Source organism: Vibrio sp. SCSIO 43097, from assembly GCF_023650755.1.
Taxonomy (GTDB): domain Bacteria; phylum Pseudomonadota; class Gammaproteobacteria; order Enterobacterales; family Vibrionaceae; genus Vibrio; species Vibrio alginolyticus.
In genome coordinates this window covers 1017483-1037889 of the sequence record NZ_CP071841.1, presented here as the reverse complement: position 1 = coordinate 1037889, position 20407 = coordinate 1017483, and the positions used below count along the sequence as shown (strand labels likewise).

16 protein-coding genes are annotated in these 20407 nt (G+C 43.6%); 6 read left to right on the top strand and 10 right to left on the bottom strand.

From position 1 onward, the window contains the following. Positions 1 to 40: 40 nt before the first annotated feature. Positions 41 to 511: an ASCH domain-containing protein gene (locus J4N40_RS20950; RefSeq protein WP_213886188.1), complete on the top strand. Its 471-nt coding sequence runs from the start codon at positions 41 to 43 to the stop codon at positions 509 to 511. A gap of 54 nt (positions 512 to 565) precedes the next feature. Here J4N40_RS20950 and J4N40_RS20945 read toward each other — a convergent pair whose 3' ends face one another. After that, positions 566 to 1153 carry a class I SAM-dependent methyltransferase gene (locus tag J4N40_RS20945; RefSeq protein ID WP_005373885.1) on the bottom strand — a complete coding sequence of 196 codons (588 nt, stop codon included), beginning with the start codon at positions 1151 to 1153 and terminating at the stop codon, positions 566 to 568. 92 nt (positions 1154 to 1245) lie between these two features. Next, positions 1246 to 2763 carry a phospholipase D family protein gene (locus J4N40_RS20940; RefSeq protein WP_054576161.1) on the bottom strand — a complete coding sequence of 506 codons (1518 nt, stop codon included), beginning with the start codon at positions 2761 to 2763 and terminating at the stop codon, positions 1246 to 1248. A gap of 518 nt (positions 2764 to 3281) precedes the next feature. Here J4N40_RS20940 and J4N40_RS20935 point away from each other — a divergent pair. The 5 genes from J4N40_RS20935 to J4N40_RS20915 all read left to right on the top strand — a co-directional run bounded on the left by J4N40_RS20935 (position 3282) and on the right by J4N40_RS20915 (position 10479). Further along, entirely contained in the window at positions 3282 to 4439 is a 1158-nt protein-coding gene (locus J4N40_RS20935; RefSeq protein ID WP_025767993.1) for an efflux RND transporter periplasmic adaptor subunit, read from the top strand. 13 nt (positions 4440 to 4452) lie between these two features. Then, positions 4453 to 7611: an efflux RND transporter permease subunit gene (locus J4N40_RS20930; protein ID WP_042523289.1), complete on the top strand. Its 3159-nt coding sequence runs from the start codon at positions 4453 to 4455 to the stop codon at positions 7609 to 7611. A gap of 324 nt (positions 7612 to 7935) precedes the next feature. Next, a complete protein-coding gene (locus J4N40_RS20925; RefSeq protein WP_005373876.1) occupies positions 7936 to 8202 on the top strand; it encodes a hypothetical protein in 267 nt (88 codons plus the stop codon). Between the two features lie 395 nt (positions 8203 to 8597). Then, a complete protein-coding gene (locus tag J4N40_RS20920) occupies positions 8598 to 9446 on the top strand; it encodes a DNAase (protein WP_169628775.1) in 849 nt (282 codons plus the stop codon). Between the two features lie 169 nt (positions 9447 to 9615). Continuing rightward, positions 9616 to 10479 carry a hypothetical protein gene (locus J4N40_RS20915; protein ID WP_042523285.1) on the top strand — a complete coding sequence of 288 codons (864 nt, stop codon included), beginning with the start codon at positions 9616 to 9618 and terminating at the stop codon, positions 10477 to 10479. A gap of 482 nt (positions 10480 to 10961) precedes the next feature. Here J4N40_RS20915 and J4N40_RS20910 read toward each other — a convergent pair whose 3' ends face one another. The 8 genes from J4N40_RS20910 to J4N40_RS20875 form a co-directional block, all read right to left on the bottom strand. Then, positions 10962 to 14063 carry an efflux RND transporter permease subunit gene (locus J4N40_RS20910; RefSeq protein ID WP_250654490.1) on the bottom strand — a complete coding sequence of 1034 codons (3102 nt, stop codon included), beginning with the start codon at positions 14061 to 14063 and terminating at the stop codon, positions 10962 to 10964. Further along, positions 14060 to 15388: an efflux RND transporter periplasmic adaptor subunit gene (locus tag J4N40_RS20905; RefSeq protein ID WP_042523281.1), complete on the bottom strand. Its 1329-nt coding sequence runs from the start codon at positions 15386 to 15388 to the stop codon at positions 14060 to 14062. The genes J4N40_RS20910 and J4N40_RS20905 overlap by 4 nt, the downstream gene beginning before the upstream one ends. Continuing rightward, positions 15375 to 16031 carry a TetR/AcrR family transcriptional regulator gene (locus tag J4N40_RS20900; RefSeq protein WP_021707693.1) on the bottom strand — a complete coding sequence of 219 codons (657 nt, stop codon included), beginning with the start codon at positions 16029 to 16031 and terminating at the stop codon, positions 15375 to 15377. Before J4N40_RS20900 ends, J4N40_RS20905 begins: the two co-directional genes overlap by 14 nt. Before the next feature lie 192 nt (positions 16032 to 16223). Then, on the bottom strand, positions 16224 to 16883 hold the full coding sequence (locus J4N40_RS20895; protein ID WP_005373864.1) for an HAD family hydrolase: 660 nt from the start codon (positions 16881 to 16883) through the stop codon (positions 16224 to 16226). 2 nt (positions 16884 to 16885) lie between these two features. Continuing rightward, positions 16886 to 17905 (bottom strand): ABC transporter ATP-binding protein, encoded by a 1020-nt coding sequence (locus J4N40_RS20890; protein WP_085569185.1) that lies wholly within the window; start codon positions 17903 to 17905, stop codon positions 16886 to 16888. Further along, positions 17902 to 18690, bottom strand: coding sequence for an ABC transporter permease (locus J4N40_RS20885; RefSeq protein ID WP_025767984.1), 789 nt, complete (start codon positions 18688 to 18690; stop codon positions 17902 to 17904). The genes J4N40_RS20890 and J4N40_RS20885 overlap by 4 nt, the downstream gene beginning before the upstream one ends. Positions 18691 to 18692: 2 nt before the next feature. Then, positions 18693 to 19583, bottom strand: coding sequence for an ABC transporter permease (locus tag J4N40_RS20880; protein ID WP_171342641.1), 891 nt, complete (start codon positions 19581 to 19583; stop codon positions 18693 to 18695). After that, positions 19580 to 20404 (bottom strand): alkaline phosphatase family protein, encoded by an 825-nt coding sequence (locus J4N40_RS20875; RefSeq protein WP_005373854.1) that lies wholly within the window; start codon positions 20402 to 20404, stop codon positions 19580 to 19582. Before J4N40_RS20875 ends, J4N40_RS20880 begins: the two co-directional genes overlap by 4 nt. Between the last annotated feature and the right edge of the window lie 3 nt (positions 20405 to 20407).

Here is a 20407-nt window from a genome sequence, read left to right as displayed (position 1 = left end):
CTTTTATCCTCCTTGCGAATTTATGATTAATGGAGTGAGCATGGACGCGCGAGCTAAGGATTACTTAGAACAATTCCTAGAATTATTATCACCAGAACAAAGGGAAGCTGTACCATCAGTCAGTGCTGACTATTATTGTGCCGATGAATACAACGCGAATGTATGCGCAGATTTGGTTCGTATTGGACAGAAAACTGCATCGTGCAGTTTGGAGCTTTGGTATCGAGAACATGGTGAAACCATGCCCCAAGTCGGTCATTTACAAGTAGTGACGAATTGGGATGGGGACCCGGTTTGCGTGATACGAATTACTGACGTAAGTACATGCAAATATGAGGATGTAACCGCAGAGTTTGCCTTCGCAGAAAGCGAAGGTGATAGAACCTTAAACTGGTGGCGTGATTCTCATACTGCATTTTTTAAAGCTGAATGCGATGAGTTGAACATCGATTGGCATGAGAAACGTACGCTGGTTTTAGAGCGTTTTGAAGTGGTGTATCCCGTCAATTAATCTCTGATAGCAGCACTGATTTGAAGTGCTGCTTTCTTTATTGAGAGACCATTTTTAGCGCTTTCGAGCGGTCACACTAAACATATGCCAATGTTTTTGGCTTCCTACTACAGTGGTCCCGTCTTCATCTCTTTCATGCAATGAAATGAGGTCGTAACCCTCGAATAAGCTTTCCACTTCCTTTTTTGTTAATGCGGTAATGTTTGGATGCATTTCGGAGGTAACCCACGAGTCTTTCACTCCCAAGAAATCGCCGCAGAAGATACCGCTCGGTTGTAATGCGCTGTCTATTTTTGTCCAGACTTGTTTGAAGCCTTTGTCAGGGCAAAAGAACAAACTGGCATTTGCGATAACCAAGCTGCACTGAGGATAATTAAACTCAGTAAAACAGCACTGCGAAACCGAAAATCGTTTGTTACCTTCAAAGCGTGTTAAACAAGTTTTTACTGCATCTTCATTGCTATCACATGCGTGAACCTTAAATCCCTTTTCGAGGAGAAAGTGGCTGTCTCGACCTATTCCGCAGCCAATATCAAGAGCGACTTTGCCTTCTATCTTAAGTCGATTTACGGCATTTTCCACGCTTGGGCGGTGAGGTTGGCTTAAAATTTTCTGATAGTATTCATTCCATTGCGCTGGCATTGAGCTTCCTTATGTTGGTTGTGCCCCCCAGCCCCAAAACTAGCGTCCATTTTGTTTTGCTTGACTGGGGAGGTTTGCAGTATTGGCAGCTGTTATAGCTGATCTTCAATCGGTAATATTCCGGAGAACCAAGCGCCCATTTTTCGCCATACTCCTGCTTCTGGTTCGGAGTCGTATTCTTCGCCTGTTTTTACGTCGGTCCAGACAATGTCCCCGTCGCGCAGAGTTAAGGCGTAGGCGTTACTCGACAGTTGATTTGGCAGTTGTTCTAGAAACATTTGCACATATTCTGGCTGTTCGATAACAACGGCCATTTCGGTATTCAAAGCGGCCGAACGTGGGTCCCAGTTCATCGAACCAACGAAAAGTGTTTTGTTATCAATTGTCATTGCTTTAGCGTGTAAACTTGCTCTGCTACTCCCCGTGAGGCTCCACTTACTTTTGAGTTTCGCGCTCGCTTTTACTTCCCAAAGCTTGATTCCAGCTTCGAGTAGATCTTTTCGATATTTTGCGTACCAACCATGCACGGCAAACACATCGTTAGACGCGAGGCTATTGGTCACAATCGTGATATCAACGCCTCGCTTGGCCGCGTTACTTAATGCTTGAGTACCTGCTTCAGTTGGAACGAAATAGGGAGAAATGAGCACAAATGAATCCTCAACACTTTTAACCAGTTCCGTTAAATTATCAATAAGTTGGCTCTCTCGGGTCGCGACTTTATCGGGCAGGTCAAACCATACTTTCGCTTCTCCCCAGTAGAGCTTGAGTTTGCCTTGTTTTAGATCTTGGTACATATCCAGTTGAGTGAAGTCATAGCGGCCGGTTGAAAACTTTTCCTCTAACCGGAGTTTATTGACCTGCTTTTGAATCGCTTGGTCGGTAATTTGCTGTGAATTCGGTGTAATCCATTCCATTGGTATCGAATAGGCGCTATTCCAGTAGAGGTCGAACTGATCGGCAGTTTGTTGTACCGCCTCACCATAGAGCAGAAGATCAAAATCACCAAACTCAACTTGCGATTCAAAAGAGAAGTATTCATTGCCGATATTTCTACCTCCGACAATGGCGGAAACACTGTCTGCAATCAGAGACTTATTGTGCATACGACGATTAAGGCGTTCAAAATCGCTAGCAAGAGCGAACCAACGGGAGTCGCGATACTGATGCGGGTTAAATAAGCGGATTTCTATATTAGGATGTGCATTGAGGGCTGCCATCACATCGTCGTTTCGCTTTTGCATATCGTCAAGCAACAGTCTTACTCGAACACCACGCTTTGCCGCTTCATACAAGCGCCACGTTATTAGCTGACTCGTTTCGTCACCACGGTAAATATAGTATTGAAGGTCAAGGCTTTTCTGGGCGGACTCGATCAAAGAGGTTCGAGCAAGAAGGGCATCGTGTCCCTGATTTAACGGTGCAAAGCCAGTTATGGACTTGGGGTCTCTCCCGTAAGCTTCAAAGTACTGCGCAAGAACAGAATCCTTTTGATAACCGAGCTGAAAGCTGGTGGACTTTTCACTGGCGTCATTCAACGATACGGATGAGCATGCCGATAAAATAGTGAGCAGCGAGGGGAAGAGCAACTTGGCGAGCGTTTGTAACAAAGCACATTTCCTTGTCTTACAGAGTGTTACCTACTCCAAATTATAGACTTAAGCTGACGCCACATGCACCCAGAACCGTTTGATAACGAGCGATTAATCGATGAATTGCCATAGAGCCTGAACTAAGTTCAACTTTTAAAGCGCAGATAATCATTTATTTTAATTATCATTATGGCCGTATTGGTCATAATCACTAATATCTGGTGATTATGACCAATAGCGCACTGGATAAAATAATGATTTTTATATAACCATATGATTTTTAATAAATAAATGCTTGGCATGTCATTTGCCATTTAGAATAAAAGTTAAGTCAGAGCAACTTGCGCAGTTGGTTAATTTTTTGTTAATTTTATTAACTTTGAATTGGCAATAACTATCTAGTTCGCTGCTTAAAAGACTAGGCAAGCGCCGCTTTGATGTTTATTCAAATTCAATTCTCTCACCACCATGCTTACCGGGAGCAATGGACTGAATAAAAGTGTGGTGTTGAAAACAACAATAAAAAAGGATTTTCGATGTTAGCAAAACCCATATTACGTTGGCTTTTACCCTTCGTCGTCGTTGGAGGCTCTTATGCAGGATATGCTGCAATTGCCGCAACTGCGCCGGAAAAAGAGTCAACCAAAGATGCAATTACAGAACCTACTGTTCAGGCTTCTTCTCTTTTTCCTACTGATCACAAAGTGGTGATTACCAGTCACGGTGAATTAGTCCCTTTTGAAAAAACACACCTTTCCGCGCAAGTCAGTGGTGAAGTGATAAGTTGGCACCCGAATTTTGTAACGGGTGGCATCGTGAAACGAGGAGAGGTTCTTTTCACAATTGAAAGCGACAACTATGAAGCGTCGGTTTTACAAGCTGAAGCCGATTTAGCTAGTGCACGCGCAAACTTGATTGAGGAACAAGCGAAAGCCGAAGTGGCAAAACGTCAGGCAAAGAGACTGAGCGATAAGCAAGTGACGGATCTGTATTTACGCAAACCTCACGTTTTGAGCGCACAAGCCCAAGTGAAGTCGGCTCAAGCGGCACTCAAACGAGCAAAAAGAGAGTTAGAAAATTGCAAAGTCGTTGCACCTTACGATGCGCTGGTTGTTGAGCGTGATATTGGTGTTGGTCAATTTGTTACATCTGGTTCTCGAGTTGCCACGTTAAACAACATCGAAGTGGCAGAGGTGCACGTACCCATTGCCGGTTTTGATAGTGCATTTTTACCCGAATCCATTGGTGAACTCACTGCGACAGTGACGCAGCAAGGTGTGTTTTCTACCACTAGAGAAGGTCGAGTAGTTCGTGATCTAGGCATGATTGATAGCGCTACCCGAATGATTAACATGGTCATTCAAATCGCGGACCCATACGGTGTCGATAACCAGCAGCCTCCAATTAAATTCGGCTCCTACGTTGAAGTGAGCTTCACTGGTAAGGAACTTAAGCACATCTACCGCTTGCCACAGGAATTAGTTAAAAACCGTACCGTGTGGGTGGTGAATGGCGATAATCAACTTCAACCCAGAACTGTCACGGTTTTGAGAGCAGAAGGTGAGTTTTTGCTGGTGGGCGAAGGCTTAGAGCAAAGTGATAAGTTGGTACTGACCTTACCAGAGTACCCTCAAAAAGGCATGGCGGTACAAATCGCAAAAAAGAGTGACGACTCCGAAACCGTCGTACAGTAAGTAGGAGTTTGTCATGGAAGATACTAAACAAAAGGGCTTAATTGCCTATTTTGCGAATAACCCCGTCGCTGCCAACCTTTTGATGGTGTTCATCATTATCATGGGTGTGGTGAGTTTTCTCTTTATTCAAAGGCAGATGTTTCCGAATATTGAGGTGAACTACATTGATGTTCGTGCGACTTATCCTGGCGCTTCTCCTCAAGAGATAGAAGAGAGTATTCTCGTTAAGGTCGAGGAATCGATTAAAGACGTCACCGGGATTAAAAAAGCAGTCTCAACGGCCTCTAGAGGTAGCGCGTATGTTTCCATCGAGGTAGACGTTAATGCCGATATCAAGCGTGTCTTAGATGATGTAAACCAACGTATTGATACCTTGTCTAATTTACCAGCGGGTATGGAACCAATCAATGTTTACCAAGTTGAATGGCGCCAAGATGTAATTGAAATGGGGTTAGTTGGGGACCGACCGCTCGAGGAGCTTAAACCGCTTGCTAAGCAAATCGAAGATGAATTACTTCAGTTAGAAAACGTCGTGCTGGTGTACCTGAGTGCGCCAGAAGAAGAAATAGCGATTGAAGTTGACCCACTTGTTCTTCGTAAATACGACCTGACGTTGAGCGATATCAGCAGCGCGATCAGCCGTTACTCAGCCAACTTTTCTGCGGGCGAAGTAAAAACAAACTCAGGGATGATTGCAGTAAGGATTGAAAACCAATACTACCGTGGTGATGAGTTTAGAAATATTCCTGTAAAGCTTGGCGCAAATGGTGCAAAGGTTCTGTTGCAAGATATTGCCACAATAAAAGATGGCTTTACGGAAGAAGAGCGCTACTTTGAATACTCAGGTCAAAATGCGATCTACATGTCTGTTGAAGCAACTCGTGACCAGAACATTATCCCTGTTGCACAGTCCGTTCGTAATTATATTGAAGCAAAAAACAAGACATTACCGCAGGATGTTAAGCTCAAAGTCTTAGTTGATACGACTTATTATTTAAATGGGCGTCTCGACATGATGTTGAAAAACTTGCTGCAAGGCGCTGCATTAGTCGCGATTATGCTGACCATTTTCCTACGTTTCCGCTTGGCTATGTGGGTAATGATTGGGCTACCTGTCTGTTTTCTCGGTGCCGTAATGATGATGCCTGCATTAGGGATAACGGTAAACATCGTGTCTCTTTTTGCCTTCATTATGGTGCTCGGTATTGTAGTTGATGACGCCATCGTGATGGGAGAGAGCGCTTACAGCGAAATTGAAGAAAGAGGCGGTGGCGTCGAAAACGTGGTTCGTGGTGTAAAACGTGTTGCCACACCAGCTACTTTCGGTGTGTTAACCACAATTGCTGTGTTTGCTCCTTTCTTGTTGTCTAGTGGTATTGATAGTGCCTTCTTTTATGGTATCGCGGGGGTCGTGATTCTTTGTTTGATCTTCAGTTTGATTGAATCGAAGCTGATCCTTCCTGCACACCTTGCGCATACCCATTTTAAACCAGTCAAACCTGGTGGATGGCGAGATCGTTTCAACCAACGTTTCTTCGGCTTTGTAAACGGTCCGTATCGTAACTTTGTAACAACATGCACCCATTGGCGCTGGACAGTGTTTGCGGTGTTCTGTGGTTTACTGCTGATCAGCGCGGCTTTGATCAACGCGAATTATGTTCGGATGATCCCTAACCCTAAAGTGCCGACCGACTATCCTGCGATCACTATTGAAATGAATGATACCGTTTCAAGTGAGCAGACAATCAGTGCACTCAAGACTATTGAACGTGTCATGCAAAAGATCGAATCTGAGACCATTGCAGAACATGGTCAAGGAATGATTCGTGATGTGCTGTCGTACAACAGAAGCCGCACCGAAGGTCGTGTATTAGTACCTTTGGTTGATGAAGAGTTACGCCCGTTCAATACATTTGAACTGGCTCGACGTTGGCGTGAAGCTATGCCTGTTATTCCAGGTATGAAGAGCATCAAAATCCGTGAGCAGAGTGCGGGTGGTGGTGACAGAGATGAGTTTGGCTACTTGTTGTTTGGCTCTAACATCAATGAGCTCAACGAGGCTGGGCGTTACTTGATAGAGCGTTTACAGCAGGAAGAAGGGTTATATGATATTTCATCTTCTATTGATTCTGGAAGTAAAGAAGTACTCTTGTCTCTTGCGCCTGTAGCGTACGATCTCGGTCTGGATCTCACCATGATCGCAGAGCAAGTTGGTGGCAGCTTTTATGGTGGCGAAGCACAGCGCATTATTCGTGATGGTGAAGAAATTAAAGTTATGGTGCGTTACCCGCAACTGACGCGTGAAGCATTCTCATCATTGCGTTACGCCGTGATTACAACACCAGCAGGTAAGAAGGTCATGTTGGGTGATGTGGTGAAGATCAATGAGCAGCCGGGCGTGAGTAGCATTCGACGTGAAGGCGGGTATCAAACCGTTTATGTCTATGGTTCGATAGACGAAGAATTGGTTGAACCTCAAGAAATCGTGAAGGTCATTGACGACAATATCTTACCGGACATGAAGCAAGCCTTCCCAACTGTGAAAACAGAATTGGGCGGTGATATTGAAGAGCAGGCTGCGCAGCGTAATGAACAGATTTTGTTCTTTATTGCAGGCATGATCATCGTCTACATCTTGTTAGCTGTACCGTTAAAAAGTTATACCCAACCTTTGATTGTAATGTCCGTCATTCCGTTTAGTCTGACGGGGGCGATTTGGGGCCATTTCTGGCTAGGTTTAGACATCAGTATGATGTCGACATTTGGTTTGATCGCCGCTGCTGGCGTGGTTATCAACGACTCTCTGGTTATGACAGATTACGTAAATCAAGTGAGAGAAAAGGGTATGAACATCAAACAAGCGGTTGTTGAGGCGGGTTGTGCTCGTTTTCGAGCTATCACGCTCACCTCAATAACGACGTTTGCGGGTGTATTGCCGATAATGTTTGAAACGAGTTTGCAGGCGCGTTTCGTCATACCGATGGCTGTCGCTTTGGGCTTTGCAGTGTTGTACGCAACGGTTCTGACTTTAGTGTTGGTGCCTTGTTTGTATTTAATGCTTGAAGATATTAAAAATATTTTCAGATCGATTAAGAGGTTTATCCATCGTTTGATTAATCGTTTCAGAAAGTCGCCAGTGACGTCGAGCGTTGAAGCAAGCGTATCGAGTTAACAAGCTTGATGTTAACGATTAGGAGCAGCCTTCGGGCTGCTTTTTTGTTTCCGCATTTTGATTCAAAGCGATTTTTTAGTGGGCAGTTACGTAATTATCTGATGAGAAAACTGCCTGACAAAGCATTTATAATATGTATGTTTTTAATGTATTGAATTCGCATGGTTAATTTGACACTTGGTTAGCGAAATTTACCAGACGAAGATAACGCTGAATATGGCTCATGATTTAAGTTATTGAAAAATAACAAAATAAAAGTTGGCATCGTATGTGCAATATATAAATTGTAATTAAAATTAACTGCTAATCCTCAAGGAGCTTATTATGAAAAGCGTATTTCTATCTACTCTAAGTCTTATTGCTGTAATGTCATCACCAATCGCTGCTGCTAACACTTTAGACAAAGAGGAGTGGAGCTCAGATTTACGTCAGGACTTTTCTGAGATGAAACATGAAGCTATAGCAGATATTCAGCAAATGAACATGGATGCCATTCACGCACGTGATGAGCGTATCGTGAAAAACATTAAAGATGAGCAAGAACAGTTAGTAAAGGTAACGTGCCACAAAGAGAAAGCAAGCAAGTCATAAACGCCGCTAAAAGAGACTAACAGACGAAAATGAATCCAATACGAGTTCGGTGTTAGTTAGCAGTAAGCACTGACCTTGTTGCTCTACTTGCCAGCCTTTTAAGGCTGGCTTTTTTGTTTCTCATTTCATGGGTGGAGATCAGATCCTCAAGCTTATTATCAATAGTTGGCGTGTTTGATGAGCTATTGCTGGATGGAGCGGATGTAACTTTCAAAAGTGTAGATTTCAGTAAAGTGGAGGTGATGTTAGATATTTAAAATTTAGAAAAGATCCGATCTCCTTTTTGACCTTCATAATACCTTAGTATGTGGCTTACCTTTACTTGAATTAGAACTCATATTGCAGGCTCTCGTTTAAAGGTATTGATGCATATTTGAAGAATAAGAGATAGACATATGAGTTTTATTAAAATGTGTAAAGATGGTTTTAGAGGAAAGCCGGATTTCTCTAATTTATTACATAATGCGTTCCAGATAGATGACTTAGTGCTGTCATTTGAGTGTCCGAACAACATATATGAAGGACATGTATACCAGGATCTTGTTAATTTAGAACGGTTCGATGTTGAATCAAAAGTAGAGAGGCATGAAAGGTTTGTAAAGTTAGCTACGGTATATTTTTTGTTTCAGAAGAAAATATTAAACCCTTTGCTTCCTATTAACAAACAAGGTGGATTATATATTAGGTTACGGGTTAAATCTGCTGGAGAAGATATTAATAATATTAGTCAATTGTCTTCATTTTTAGAGAGAGAGTATTATGATTTTTATCATGCCCCGGAGCAAAGTGAAGGCTCTATGAGGGGGTATCATACAGACTTGATGAAAGAATTGACTAAGCGTGCGAATAAACAATGGGGAGAAATTCCAGAAAGTGAAGACCGAAAAAGAGAAAAAGAAGAATATTTAATTAGAGGTTTCTTAAGTGGTTATCCACCAATAAAGTGTGAGCTAGTTGAAGTTGGAAAAAACAAATACTCAAAATACTCAGAAGGTAATCTTAATTATAAGATTGAATTAAGAAGAGTATACAATGTACCCATAAAAAATGAATTCTACCTGAGCATCGAGTTTTGGTATAAGTACGAATCGATGTTTGCCAAGCAAAAGTTTTTAGATTGGGTGAGAAGTGCTGATGAAACTTTTGAAAAAAAAGTATTGGAATTACTGGACTTGTCTCCGCTCATCGACTCGTATACAGCCAAAGCAGTAAAGGGATTGAACGAAGAAACTAAGGCAGAGTAACACAGCGTCAGTGTCAAGAAAAGCTAGCAAAGTATGTAGCCATGAGAGAAAAATGAATCTAATTGGATGTCTATTTACCCTTGTGCTCATGGTGCATATAAAGCCAATGGATTTAGTATAGAGCTTACCACAAATATCAATAAATATTTAAATAACAAGAGATAGAAATATGGATTTTATCAAGATCTTTAAAGATGGTTTTAGAGGGAAACCAGATTTTGCACACTTGTTACATAATGTATTCCAGATAGATGACTTAGTACTATCATTTGAATGCCCGAACAATATATATGAAGGTCATGTATACCAAGATTTTATTGAATTACAACGGTTCAATATTGATTCAAAAGTAGAGCGACATGAAAAGTGTATAAAATTGGCCACGATTTATTTTTCTTTTCAAAAGAAAATAATCAATCCACTATTACCAATCAATAAACAAGGTGGTTTATATATTAGGTTAAGGATTAAGTCTGCAGATAAATGTATTACTAGTGCTAATCAACTATCTTCACTTATAGAGAAAGAGTACGTGGATTTTTATCATGCTGTAGAGTCACCTGACGGCTCTCGAAAAGGTGATCATACAGAGTTGATGAATGATGCCATTGCGTACGCAAATCATCGTTGGGGAACAGACCCGATAAACGAAGAAAAAAAGAGAGCGAAAGAAGAGTTCCTTGTAGGAGAGTTTCTTCGTGGTTATCCTCCAATCAAATGCCAAGATATCAAGATTGGTGAAAATACATTTTCAAAATATGTAGAAGGAAATTTGGAGTATAAAAAAGACTATCGAAGAGTGTACAATTTGCCTATCAAAAATGAGTTTTACTTTAGTATTGAATTTTTATATGAAATCGAACCTATGTTTGCTCAAAAAAAGTTTTTAGATTGGGTAAGACACGCGGATGAAATTTTTGAAAAAAACGTTTTAGAGTTGCTAGCACTGTCTCCGCTTATTGATTCGCATACTACCTCCAAATCCGAAAGGTTGGCAAAAAAAGTTGATCCAGAGCGTTCATACTTAACTTAAAGAAAAAAGCCCGCGAAGAATACCTTCACGGGCGAAAAAAGGGCACCAAATTGGGTGTCTATTCATTTTGGAGGTGGTCGAACGTCCATATAAAACTGACAATAGGCTTGGTGAGAGGCTTACCACCAGCGCGACCAACGAGGCTAAAGTTAACATTGTTGTAATGATTGTTAAAATGTTAATTCTTCAATCAATGTTTTCATTATCGTGAGTTTAAATTGTGAATGTGTTGCCTGCGTGTATTTTTACTCTGTGAAATGCCGTTTTTGACAATAAAACATATTATAAATCTTGTGTTGGTTATTTGATTTGGTTATATAAAACTCAACATACTTAATCCTTAACTGTTCATATTTACACTTAATGAGACACAATAACCCTCTGCTTGTTAAGTGATTGTGTGTTTTTTAACGCATTGGTATTGAACAAAAAGCGACCTAAGCCGCTCTTGTTCATTTTGATAAGTTTACTTATCAGTTGTTTTAGATTTCTTCGTGCTTATGGACTAGGCCGAAGTCAGCTAAAATGGCATACGCAGCAGGGATCATAAACAACACCAGCAGAGTGGATGCGAAAATACCAAACACGATGGAGATAACCAGTGGTTGGATAACCTGTGCTTGCAAACTGGTTTCAGTCAGTAACGGAAGCAAACCTGCTGCAGTGGTCATTGATGTCAGGAATACTGCTCTAAAGCGTTCCCGACTGGCTTTGACTACTGAGTCGTGCACATTATCCCCTTCATCGACATGATGGCGTATGTACTGAACTAACAGAATCGAGTCATTCACCACAATCCCCGCTAGTGAGACAAAGCCCATCATACTCGGCATACTTAATGAGTGACCGAGTAGGATGTGTCCCCATACCACGCCAATAAAGGCGAGTGGAATCGCAAGCATGACCACGAATGGTTCCAAATAACTGCGGAATTGGTAACTCAGAATCGCAAACACGCCAAACAAACCAAGCAAGAAGCCTTTACCCATTGATGCGCCAGTTTCAGCGGTATCTTTGGCTTCGCCTTCAAAATCAAAGCGAAGACCAGGATACTTTTGCATAAGCTTTGGCGCTTCATCTTGTTGGAACTGACGAATAATGGCGGTTGAGTTGGCTTTCGTATTGTCGATATCGCCGAATACACTCACTGTGCGCAAGCCATCAATGCGCTGGATTCTTACGTAATTACGTTGGAAATCCAAAGTCGCAATGGTCGCGAGTGGGATTTGACTGCCATCGGACAAGATAATTGGGAAGTTTGCCAATTGCTGTAAGTCACCAGCTTGTGCTTTATCGAGGCGAACTTCGATGGAAATGTTTTCTACCCCAACTTGGATTTCGTCTGCGGTTTGGCCAAAGAAAGCCGCACGTAACTGATTGGCGATGAGTTGGCCGTTAACCCCATAAGCTTCTGCCCCCGGACGCAGTTTAACCAAAACTTCTTCTTTACCCATACGCATGTCATCCAACACGCCATGGACACCGTCAAACTCATTCAAGTATTGCTGAATGTCGATAGAGGCCGCTTTGAGCGCATCCAGATCATCATGCTTCGCTCGAATTTCAATCGCTCGTCCACCCGGCCCCATGGTCGGTTGTTTAAATACCAGCGAGATAGGATCGGCAAGTTCACCGATGTCTTCGCGCCATGCATCGATAAATTCATCGATGAGTGTGTTACGACTCTCTGCACCCAGCAAATCCAGACGCACCGTGGCAATATGAGGGCCAGATTCATTCGCATCGGCGTTAGCGTTGAATTGACTGGTGATGTGTAGAACCAATGGATTGCCGTCTTCCACTTTCTCTGTCCATTCTTTATCTAGCTTTTGAGCGGAAGCGACGATCTTATCGACGACGGCTTCCGTTTGAGACAGAGAAGAACCCGGAGGAAGAATAATGCGCGCTTCTGCAATGTCGCCATCCAGTTCAGGGAAGGGTTGAAACTTGAGTAAACCACCTACTAACGTGGCTGCGGAGATAAGAAGCAAGGCAACCACACCACCCATAAAGGCATAGCGATACTCGACCACTTTATCCACTGCGTTGACCAAGGTGGTGTTGCGAAAGTTTTCAAAAGAAGCGAGCAGCTTTTGTTTGAACTTCGGTGTTTTTCGCTCTTGCTTTTGTTTGTGTAGTGAGTGAGAAAGGTGGTTAGGTAGAATCAAGAAGGCTTCCACCAAACTTAAACTCAGTACGAGGATCAGAACTTGAGGAACCGCTTTAAGTACCGCACCCATTTCACCTTGCAAAAATAACAAGCTACCGAAAATACACACCGTAGTTAAAAAGGAAGAGATCACCCCCGGCAGTACCTTTTTCACTCCTTTAGTTACGGCATCATCGATCTCTTCTCCTCGGTCTAGGTGAGCGGCAATCGATTCGGCAATAACGATGGCGTCATCCATCATGATACCGATGGCCATGAGTAACCCGACCAAAGACATGATGTTGATGGACAGGCCAAGTTGCGCCATCAAAAATAACCCACCTAAGAAGGCAACAGGTAAACCAGCTGCGACCCAAAAAGAGTAGCGAAAACTAAAGAACAACCACATGGTGGCGAAGACCAGAATGATACCTTGCCAACCGTTTTTGACCATCATGGTCAGGCGATCCCAAAGCACGGATGAAAGGTCATTGGTCATTTGTAGCATCACACCGTCTGGCGCGATGGCTTGTTGTTCTTCGACAAATTGAGCAACACGTTCTTTAATGCGCAGTGCATCGTCTTCTTTGTTTTTGCTGACTTTTAGTAGGGCAGAAGGGTGACCATCAAAGAGGACTTTCTGTTCGTCCAATTCAAATCGGTCGGTAATCGTCGCAATGTCTCTTAGACGGATGATTGACCCATTTGGACCAGAGCCCACGACGATAGTCTCAAGCTCTTCTGGCGTCACGCGTCGTTCGTCAAAGCGGATCAGAAAGTTCTTATCTGGCGTTTCGACATTACCACTTGGCAACTTGACGTTCTGACGACCAATCTTCTCAGCAATATCGCCAACACTTAAGCCAAGCTGTCGAATGGCTTGAGTGTCTAACTCTACTCGGTATTGGTGGTCAGAGAAGCCTGCAACTTCAACCAAAGACACATCATAATCGAGCTTTAATGTGCGTTTAAGTTGTTCTGCATAGGCTTTTAGCTCTGGCCATGTGGTGTCTGCAGTGATCGCGATATCCACAACTGGCTCATTCCAATCTAGCTCTTGGACCACAGGAGACTCAATTTCTTGTGGGAAGTCATTAATCGAGTTGATCTGGGTTTGAACATCAACCAGCATGCGGCCGATGTCGGCTTCTTCATTCAGTTTTAAGATAAGACGCGCAGAGCCTTCAATCGCTTCACATTGCGTTTCTTCAATGTTAGCAAGGCCATCAACAGCATCTTCCATTCGGACACAGATACTCTCTTCGACTTCTTGCGGGGAAGCTCCTGGGTAGACTACACCAGCTAGGATGTAGGGCGGATCAAACTCAGGAAAGGTTTCCCGCTTAATCGTGGAAAGTGAAGAGATACCCAATATAAGCAGCGTTAGCATCAGCAAGTTAGCTGCCGTTGGGTGCTTGGCGAAGAATCGGATCATGAATCAGACTCCTCAATAGCCGTTTCTGACTGTTCAGGTGACTCTTTCAATAGCATGCCGTTAATTGCGGGCAGCAAATCGTTGATGATCAGCTTCTGACCTTGCTCTAGTTCACCATCGATCACCACTTGGTTATTGCGGCGATATAACACTTCAACCGTCACGACTTGCAGACGATTGTCATCGCCCATCAGGTAAATCTTATCGCCATGAAGCGCACGCTCTGGGATGACCCAACTCGGGTTCTCTTGTCCCTCAATCAAGGCACGCACAAACATGCCGTTCACCAATGGAGGCGCAGACGTTGGGTTTAATGCACGGTAGTCTTGTTCAATTTCCAGAATCACACCGGCAGTCGCTTGGCTTGGATCAACCGTTTCACTGATGCGTGCAACTTTCGCAGGCCAGCTTGCAGAGAGGTTACCGCTGCTGAGTTCAATGTTGGCATGAATCGCATTCATATCAGGTTGTGGAATACCAGATTCATCACGAACAAACTCACCGATGCTCGCCGCCAAAGTTTGCATGTCATGAATGGACAGTTGAGCTTCCACTTCCATGACATCAATACCATGTCCTGTCACCATGGTTTGTTGGAGGTTAACCACTTGCTTTTTCTCAATTTCTACGTCAGCAATACGCAAATCGTAAGGAAGCGTGATGATGGTTTTATCAAGCGAGCGTTCGGCCTCATCCACTTTTGATGCATTAACTTTAACTAGGGCTTCCGCGACTCGTTTCTCATCCGGCATCAAACCAATTTGATTTTCAATATCCAGTACTAACTTACGTTGAGAGAGCGCGCTTTGCTCTTGCTGATCTACATCCGATTGCGAGGTTAAGCCTTTCTTACGTAGGTTTTGTTTACGGTCTAACTCTTTGTTGGCGATAACCAGACGGTTGGCTTCTATCTTGAGTGTGCTTTTGAGATTCGCTTCTTCTTGGTTCAGCTTAGCCAGAGAGGTTTGAGCAGATTTGAGATCGGCTTGAGCTTGAACCAGTTTCAGTTCGTAATCGAGTGGGTCGATTCGCAAGATTTCTGTCCCTGCTTGCAACACTTGTCCTTTTTCCAGCTGCGGATGGCGGTAGACCACTTTCCCCGTCACTTCGGCTATCGCTTTCCATTCCACTTTTGGGGCGATCTTGCCAAACCCTATGGCTACTGGAGCAATGGCTTTGAGCTCAAGTGGAATCGTCTCGACCAACCGTGCACGATCTCCAGCGGGTTTTACGGGCAAATCTGGTTTGAGGCTAATCGCCAAAAACAGAATGACGACCCCCACCGCAAGAGCAGGAAAGAACAGCAGCTTTTTATTTATCTTCATATTGGTCGCCCGAGTCTAAAAATCCATGTTTCATCAGTTGTATGTTGTGTTCGAATAATCGGTTCAAGAAGGCTTCAGAAAGTTCAATGCCATGAATGGCGAGCAGTGCTGGTGGTGCCATAAAAGGAAACACCATCAAGCTGATGTAAGAGACGCGACAAAGTTGAGGGTCGGCGTCTTTTCGTAAAACGCCACTGTCGATCAACTTATCAAAGATCACGCCTTGCATTGGCTTGCTGATATCTGCGAAGACTTTTTCGAGCAGTTTGCGTTGGGTTTCCGATGGGGGCATATTCATAACTTGGGCAACTAAGCGTGGGAACTGTGGTACCTTGATCATTTCGCGGTAGTAGGTGCGCATTAGATCGAGAAAGTTTTGCTCGTTACTGTTGGATACCAACGTCTGCATCTGCTTTTGCATCGGTGACAGTGTTTCGCGCAACATGGTCTCGAACAAGCCTTCTTTGTTGCCAAAGTAGTAACGAATCATCGCCACGTTCACGCCTGCTTTCTGCGCGACTAGGCGAGTAGAGACCTTGTCATAAGCCATAATGGTGAAGAGTTCGCGCGCGTGGAAAATCAGTTTTTCCCGTGCGTCGATATTATCTGTGGGTCTTCCCGCCCTTCGATGCGCTTCCGTCACAATCTTCTCTCAAAATATTAAACATTTGATTAATTATAAGACGCTGATTTCTCATGCGACATGTGAAAAATTAATCAGTATTTAATCAAGTGATTAATTTGTGATGAAGAGAAGTAAAAAAGAGCAGAAAGAACTGCTCTTTGAACAAATAGAAAAGTATTTACTTAGGAAGAACGGCCTTTTGAGGCTAGATCACCCCCAACTTAACACACTCCAATTCGGTCTGTTGGCGTGTTCTTTTAGTTGTGGGCATGGATTTACCAGATAAGCGTAGTTCGCGTATTCACAAAGCGGTAAATCGTTGATTGAATCGGTATAGAAATGGATTTCGGAATAAGGCTCAGGCTGATTTTCTAGCCACTGTTTTAATCGCGTGACTTTGCCTTCACGATAACTCGGAATACCGTCGATTTCAGCAGTATAACGGTTGTTTTTCTCGATTAAATCAATTCCGAGTGCGGTTGGAATATTAAGACGGCGACCAACGGCTTCCACCAAAAAAGTGACGCTGGCAGAGATGATAACCATATCTATACCATCACGAGACAGTTGCTCAATCAGGGTTTTGGCTTGAGGAAACTGTTTAGCCAGAATATGGCTTTCAACACATTCTTCAACCAAGGCGTTTACTTCTTCAATCGGCATGTTTTCTAGTGGCTTCATGGAGAACGCTAGGTAATCTTCCATGTCCATTTTGCCTTCAGAGTACAAGGCCATTAGACGCTGATCTTCCATAATAAATAAAGGATCAGTCGCGATGCCTCTATCAACCATAAACTCGTTCCAAATCATTGCGCAGTCAGCGTTTATTAGGGTTTCATCCATATCAAAAACATACAAAGGTTTGGACATGTTTAGGCTCTCACTGGTTGAATTTCGTTTAGGTTAAAGAGTAGCTCTAGTTGGCTGCCATTCGCTAGTAAGCGTTCTGAAGAGCGGTTAAGCAAGTCAACAGTGAGCTCACACTCTTCAACGTTCACTTGATAGCGAATAACATTACCTAGAAGCTGGTGGTTGGTGATCGTACCTACTTGTGGCGCTGAGATGTGGCTATCATATTGACGACCTTGCTCTTTTACATATATAGACTCTGGGCGAATCGCTACTTTCCATTCGGTATCAATGTTGAAGAGTTGCTTGGCTTTATTGGCCTCTACAAGGTTGTAGTGCCCCATGAAACCGGCCACAAACTCGTTAGCAGGATGAGTATAAATTTCTTCAGGTGTTCCTGCTTGAACAATTTCCCCTTTACTCATTAGGAAGATACGATCAGACATAATCATCGCCTCTTCTTGGTCATGAGTTACGAAGATAGTGGTGAGATTCATCTCTTTCTGAATGTCTCGGATTTGCTGACGAAGGTGTTTGCGTATTTTGGCATCAAGCGCAGAAAGTGGCTCATCAAGCAATAATATGCGAGGTTTCACCACCAACGCTCGAGCGAGTGCGACACGCTGGCGCTGACCGCCAGAAAGTTGATGCGGATAGTGTTTTTCTTTACCTGCCAGATCCACCAGCTTGATGACTTTAGCCACTTCACGTCGAATATCATCATTCGCAAGCTTTTTCATTTTTAAGCCAAATGCAATGTTGCCTTCGACGGTCATATTGGGAAACAGCGCATACGATTGAAAGACCATCCCAATACCACGCTCTTGCGGGACTTGATGCGTGATATCTTCTCCGTTTACCCAAATCTCGCCTCCATCGACAGGGTTAAGCCCAGCAAGGCTGCGAAGTAGTGTCGATTTACCACAACCGCTAGGGCCCAAAAGCGTAATGAATTCACCTTGCTCGATGTTAAAGTGAATGTCCTCAAATACGGTGTTATCACCAAAACATTTAGTCAGATTTTTCGCTGTTACGTAGCTCATTGTTTGACTCCTCGGCTGAAACGACTTGCCAACCAAGTCAGTAAAAAAATAAATAGGAAGTAGGTCATCACTAAGGCAGACGTAAAGTGGCCGCTCGTCTGACGCATGTTATACAAGTAGATTTGCAGGGTTTCATAACGTGTGCCGACTAAAATATTGGCGAACACAAACTCTCCCAATAGAAATGAAAATGAAAGGAAAAGCGATGCCATCAGTCCTTTTTTGAGGTTAGGTAAAATGACCATCAAAAACGCTTTGGTTGTGCTTGCTCCTAGCAAGTGTGCAGCGTCCATTAAATCGTTAAGGTTAATTGCTTCGAAGCTATTAGAAATCGCACGATACATGAACGGTAACGCTATGGTGAAGTAAGTACCTACTAGAATCCAAGGAGTACCGATAAGGGAGATTTCACTGTCAGCATAAAGTTGAAGCAAGCCGACGGAGGACACCACTGGTGGTACAGCGAATGGTAGCAAAATCAATACGTTCATGAGCTTATCGAGCTTCGGAAAGTAGTAAAACACCACGAATATCGCTGGCAGAACTAGAATCACACTGAGGGTTAGCGAAGCAATACAAATAAACAGCGAACGCCCAAACGCTTGCAAAAAGCGTGGGTCGGTCAGCAATTTAACGTACCAATCAAAAGTGAAACCATCTGGAAGCACCGTGGCGCCCCAGCGTGATGAAAGCGAATAGACAAAGGTCGCTAAAATCGGGATGAGCATGATCCCAACAATGGAATAAACCACCGTTTTATGGAATCGAGTATTAACGTTGTTCATGACTACTTCCTACCTGCATAGCTTTTCGAAATGAGCCATTGGTTAATCACTGTGATAAAGGCAAGTAACGCCATTAGAATCACCGAAATTGCAGCGGCGAGATTAGGTTCAAGGAACAGGTCTCCCGATACCAGACTCGCAATTCGAATTGTGATGACGTTATAGTTACCGGAGGTCAGCGCATAAACACTCGCATAAGCGCCAATTGCGTTGGCTATTAAGATAATAAAGGTACCGAATAAGGCTGGTGAGAGCACTGGCAGCGCGATTTTCGCCCAATACTGTGATGTTTTGGCTCCCAGTAGCGCAGCAGCAGCTTGCCAATCATCACTCAACGCGTCGAACGCAGGGTAGAGCAACAACACCGCCAGCGGGATTTGAAAGTAGATGTAAATGACCAGCAGACCCCATTTACCATAAAGGTCGAAATCACCGAGTAAGCCATACTGCTTGAGCAAAAGGGTAATCGCCCCATTGGTGCCCAAAATAATGATAAAAGCGAATGACAGAGGTACGCCTGCAAAGTTGCTGCTCATGTTCGTAAACGCAATCACACCATCGCGGACTTTAGAATCGATTCTGCGCAGAGAAGAGACCAACAGAGTCGCAATGGCTAAGCCAAAAATGCTCGACCATATAGCTAACCACAAACTGTTGCCAAACGCCTGCATCATAAAGGTGGAGTCGAGCACTTCAATGTAGTTATCGAAGGCAAACTCGCCATCGTAGATAAAGCTGTTTAACAGCACCCAAATCATCGGTGCGAGTTGAAATCGGTAGAAAAACAGTGCGAAAGGCGCCAACCAAACGGCTGGCTTAAAGCGCTTTAACCAAGTACTTGCCAAATTTGAACGTGATTCGCTAGAGCTTGGGGAGAGGACTGAACTGCTCATAGTGCTAACAATTCCTGAGTGTATGGCTTCGTGTGGTCAAGGTTTAGCAATTGACAAACGGTGCCACAAATATCAGTTTGCTTAATATGACAATCTTGATGGGTAAACTTATCACCAATGACAAACAGGGGAACTTCTCGCTCTTCAGGTAAAATCCCACCGTGAGAAAGATCGTTGTTCATGCCATGATCGCTTGTCACAATGATTTGATACCCATCAGCAAGCCATTGATCGATGTAGTTGGAAAGAATAATGTCTGCACCTCGCGCACAATTGCGGTATTGGCGAGAGTCTAGGCCAAACTTATGTCCTGTATCGTCGATATTCATCGGATGGATCAGTAAGAAATCAGGTTGATAGTTGCGGCGTAAATACTCTGCGTCCAGGAACAAGGCTTCATCAGGATAATGATCCCAATGGTAAAAGCAGCCGTGCTGGATATTCAGGGTTTCATCATGCGTGAAACGATCGCGAACAGGTTCAAATGGCGCGCGATTATAAAGCTCACTTACCCAGTGGTAGGCAGCCGCAGCGGTCACTTTTCCTTGGGCTTTTGCCAAACTGAAAATGGAATCGTGTTTGGATAGACGAACGATATTGTTGTTTACGATGCCGCTTTCTACAGGGCGAACGCCCGTTAAAATGCACTCATAAAGTGGGCGAGACATAGAGGGCAGCTCACACTGCACAGGATAAAGCGTTGCGCGAGTTTCTTGTTGGGAACGACTTTGTTCTAGAAGACCATTGAGGTAGCCCATGCAATCACGGGCTACCTGATAGTTCAGTCCATCTAGAACAACAAGGATGACCTTATTGCTCATAAC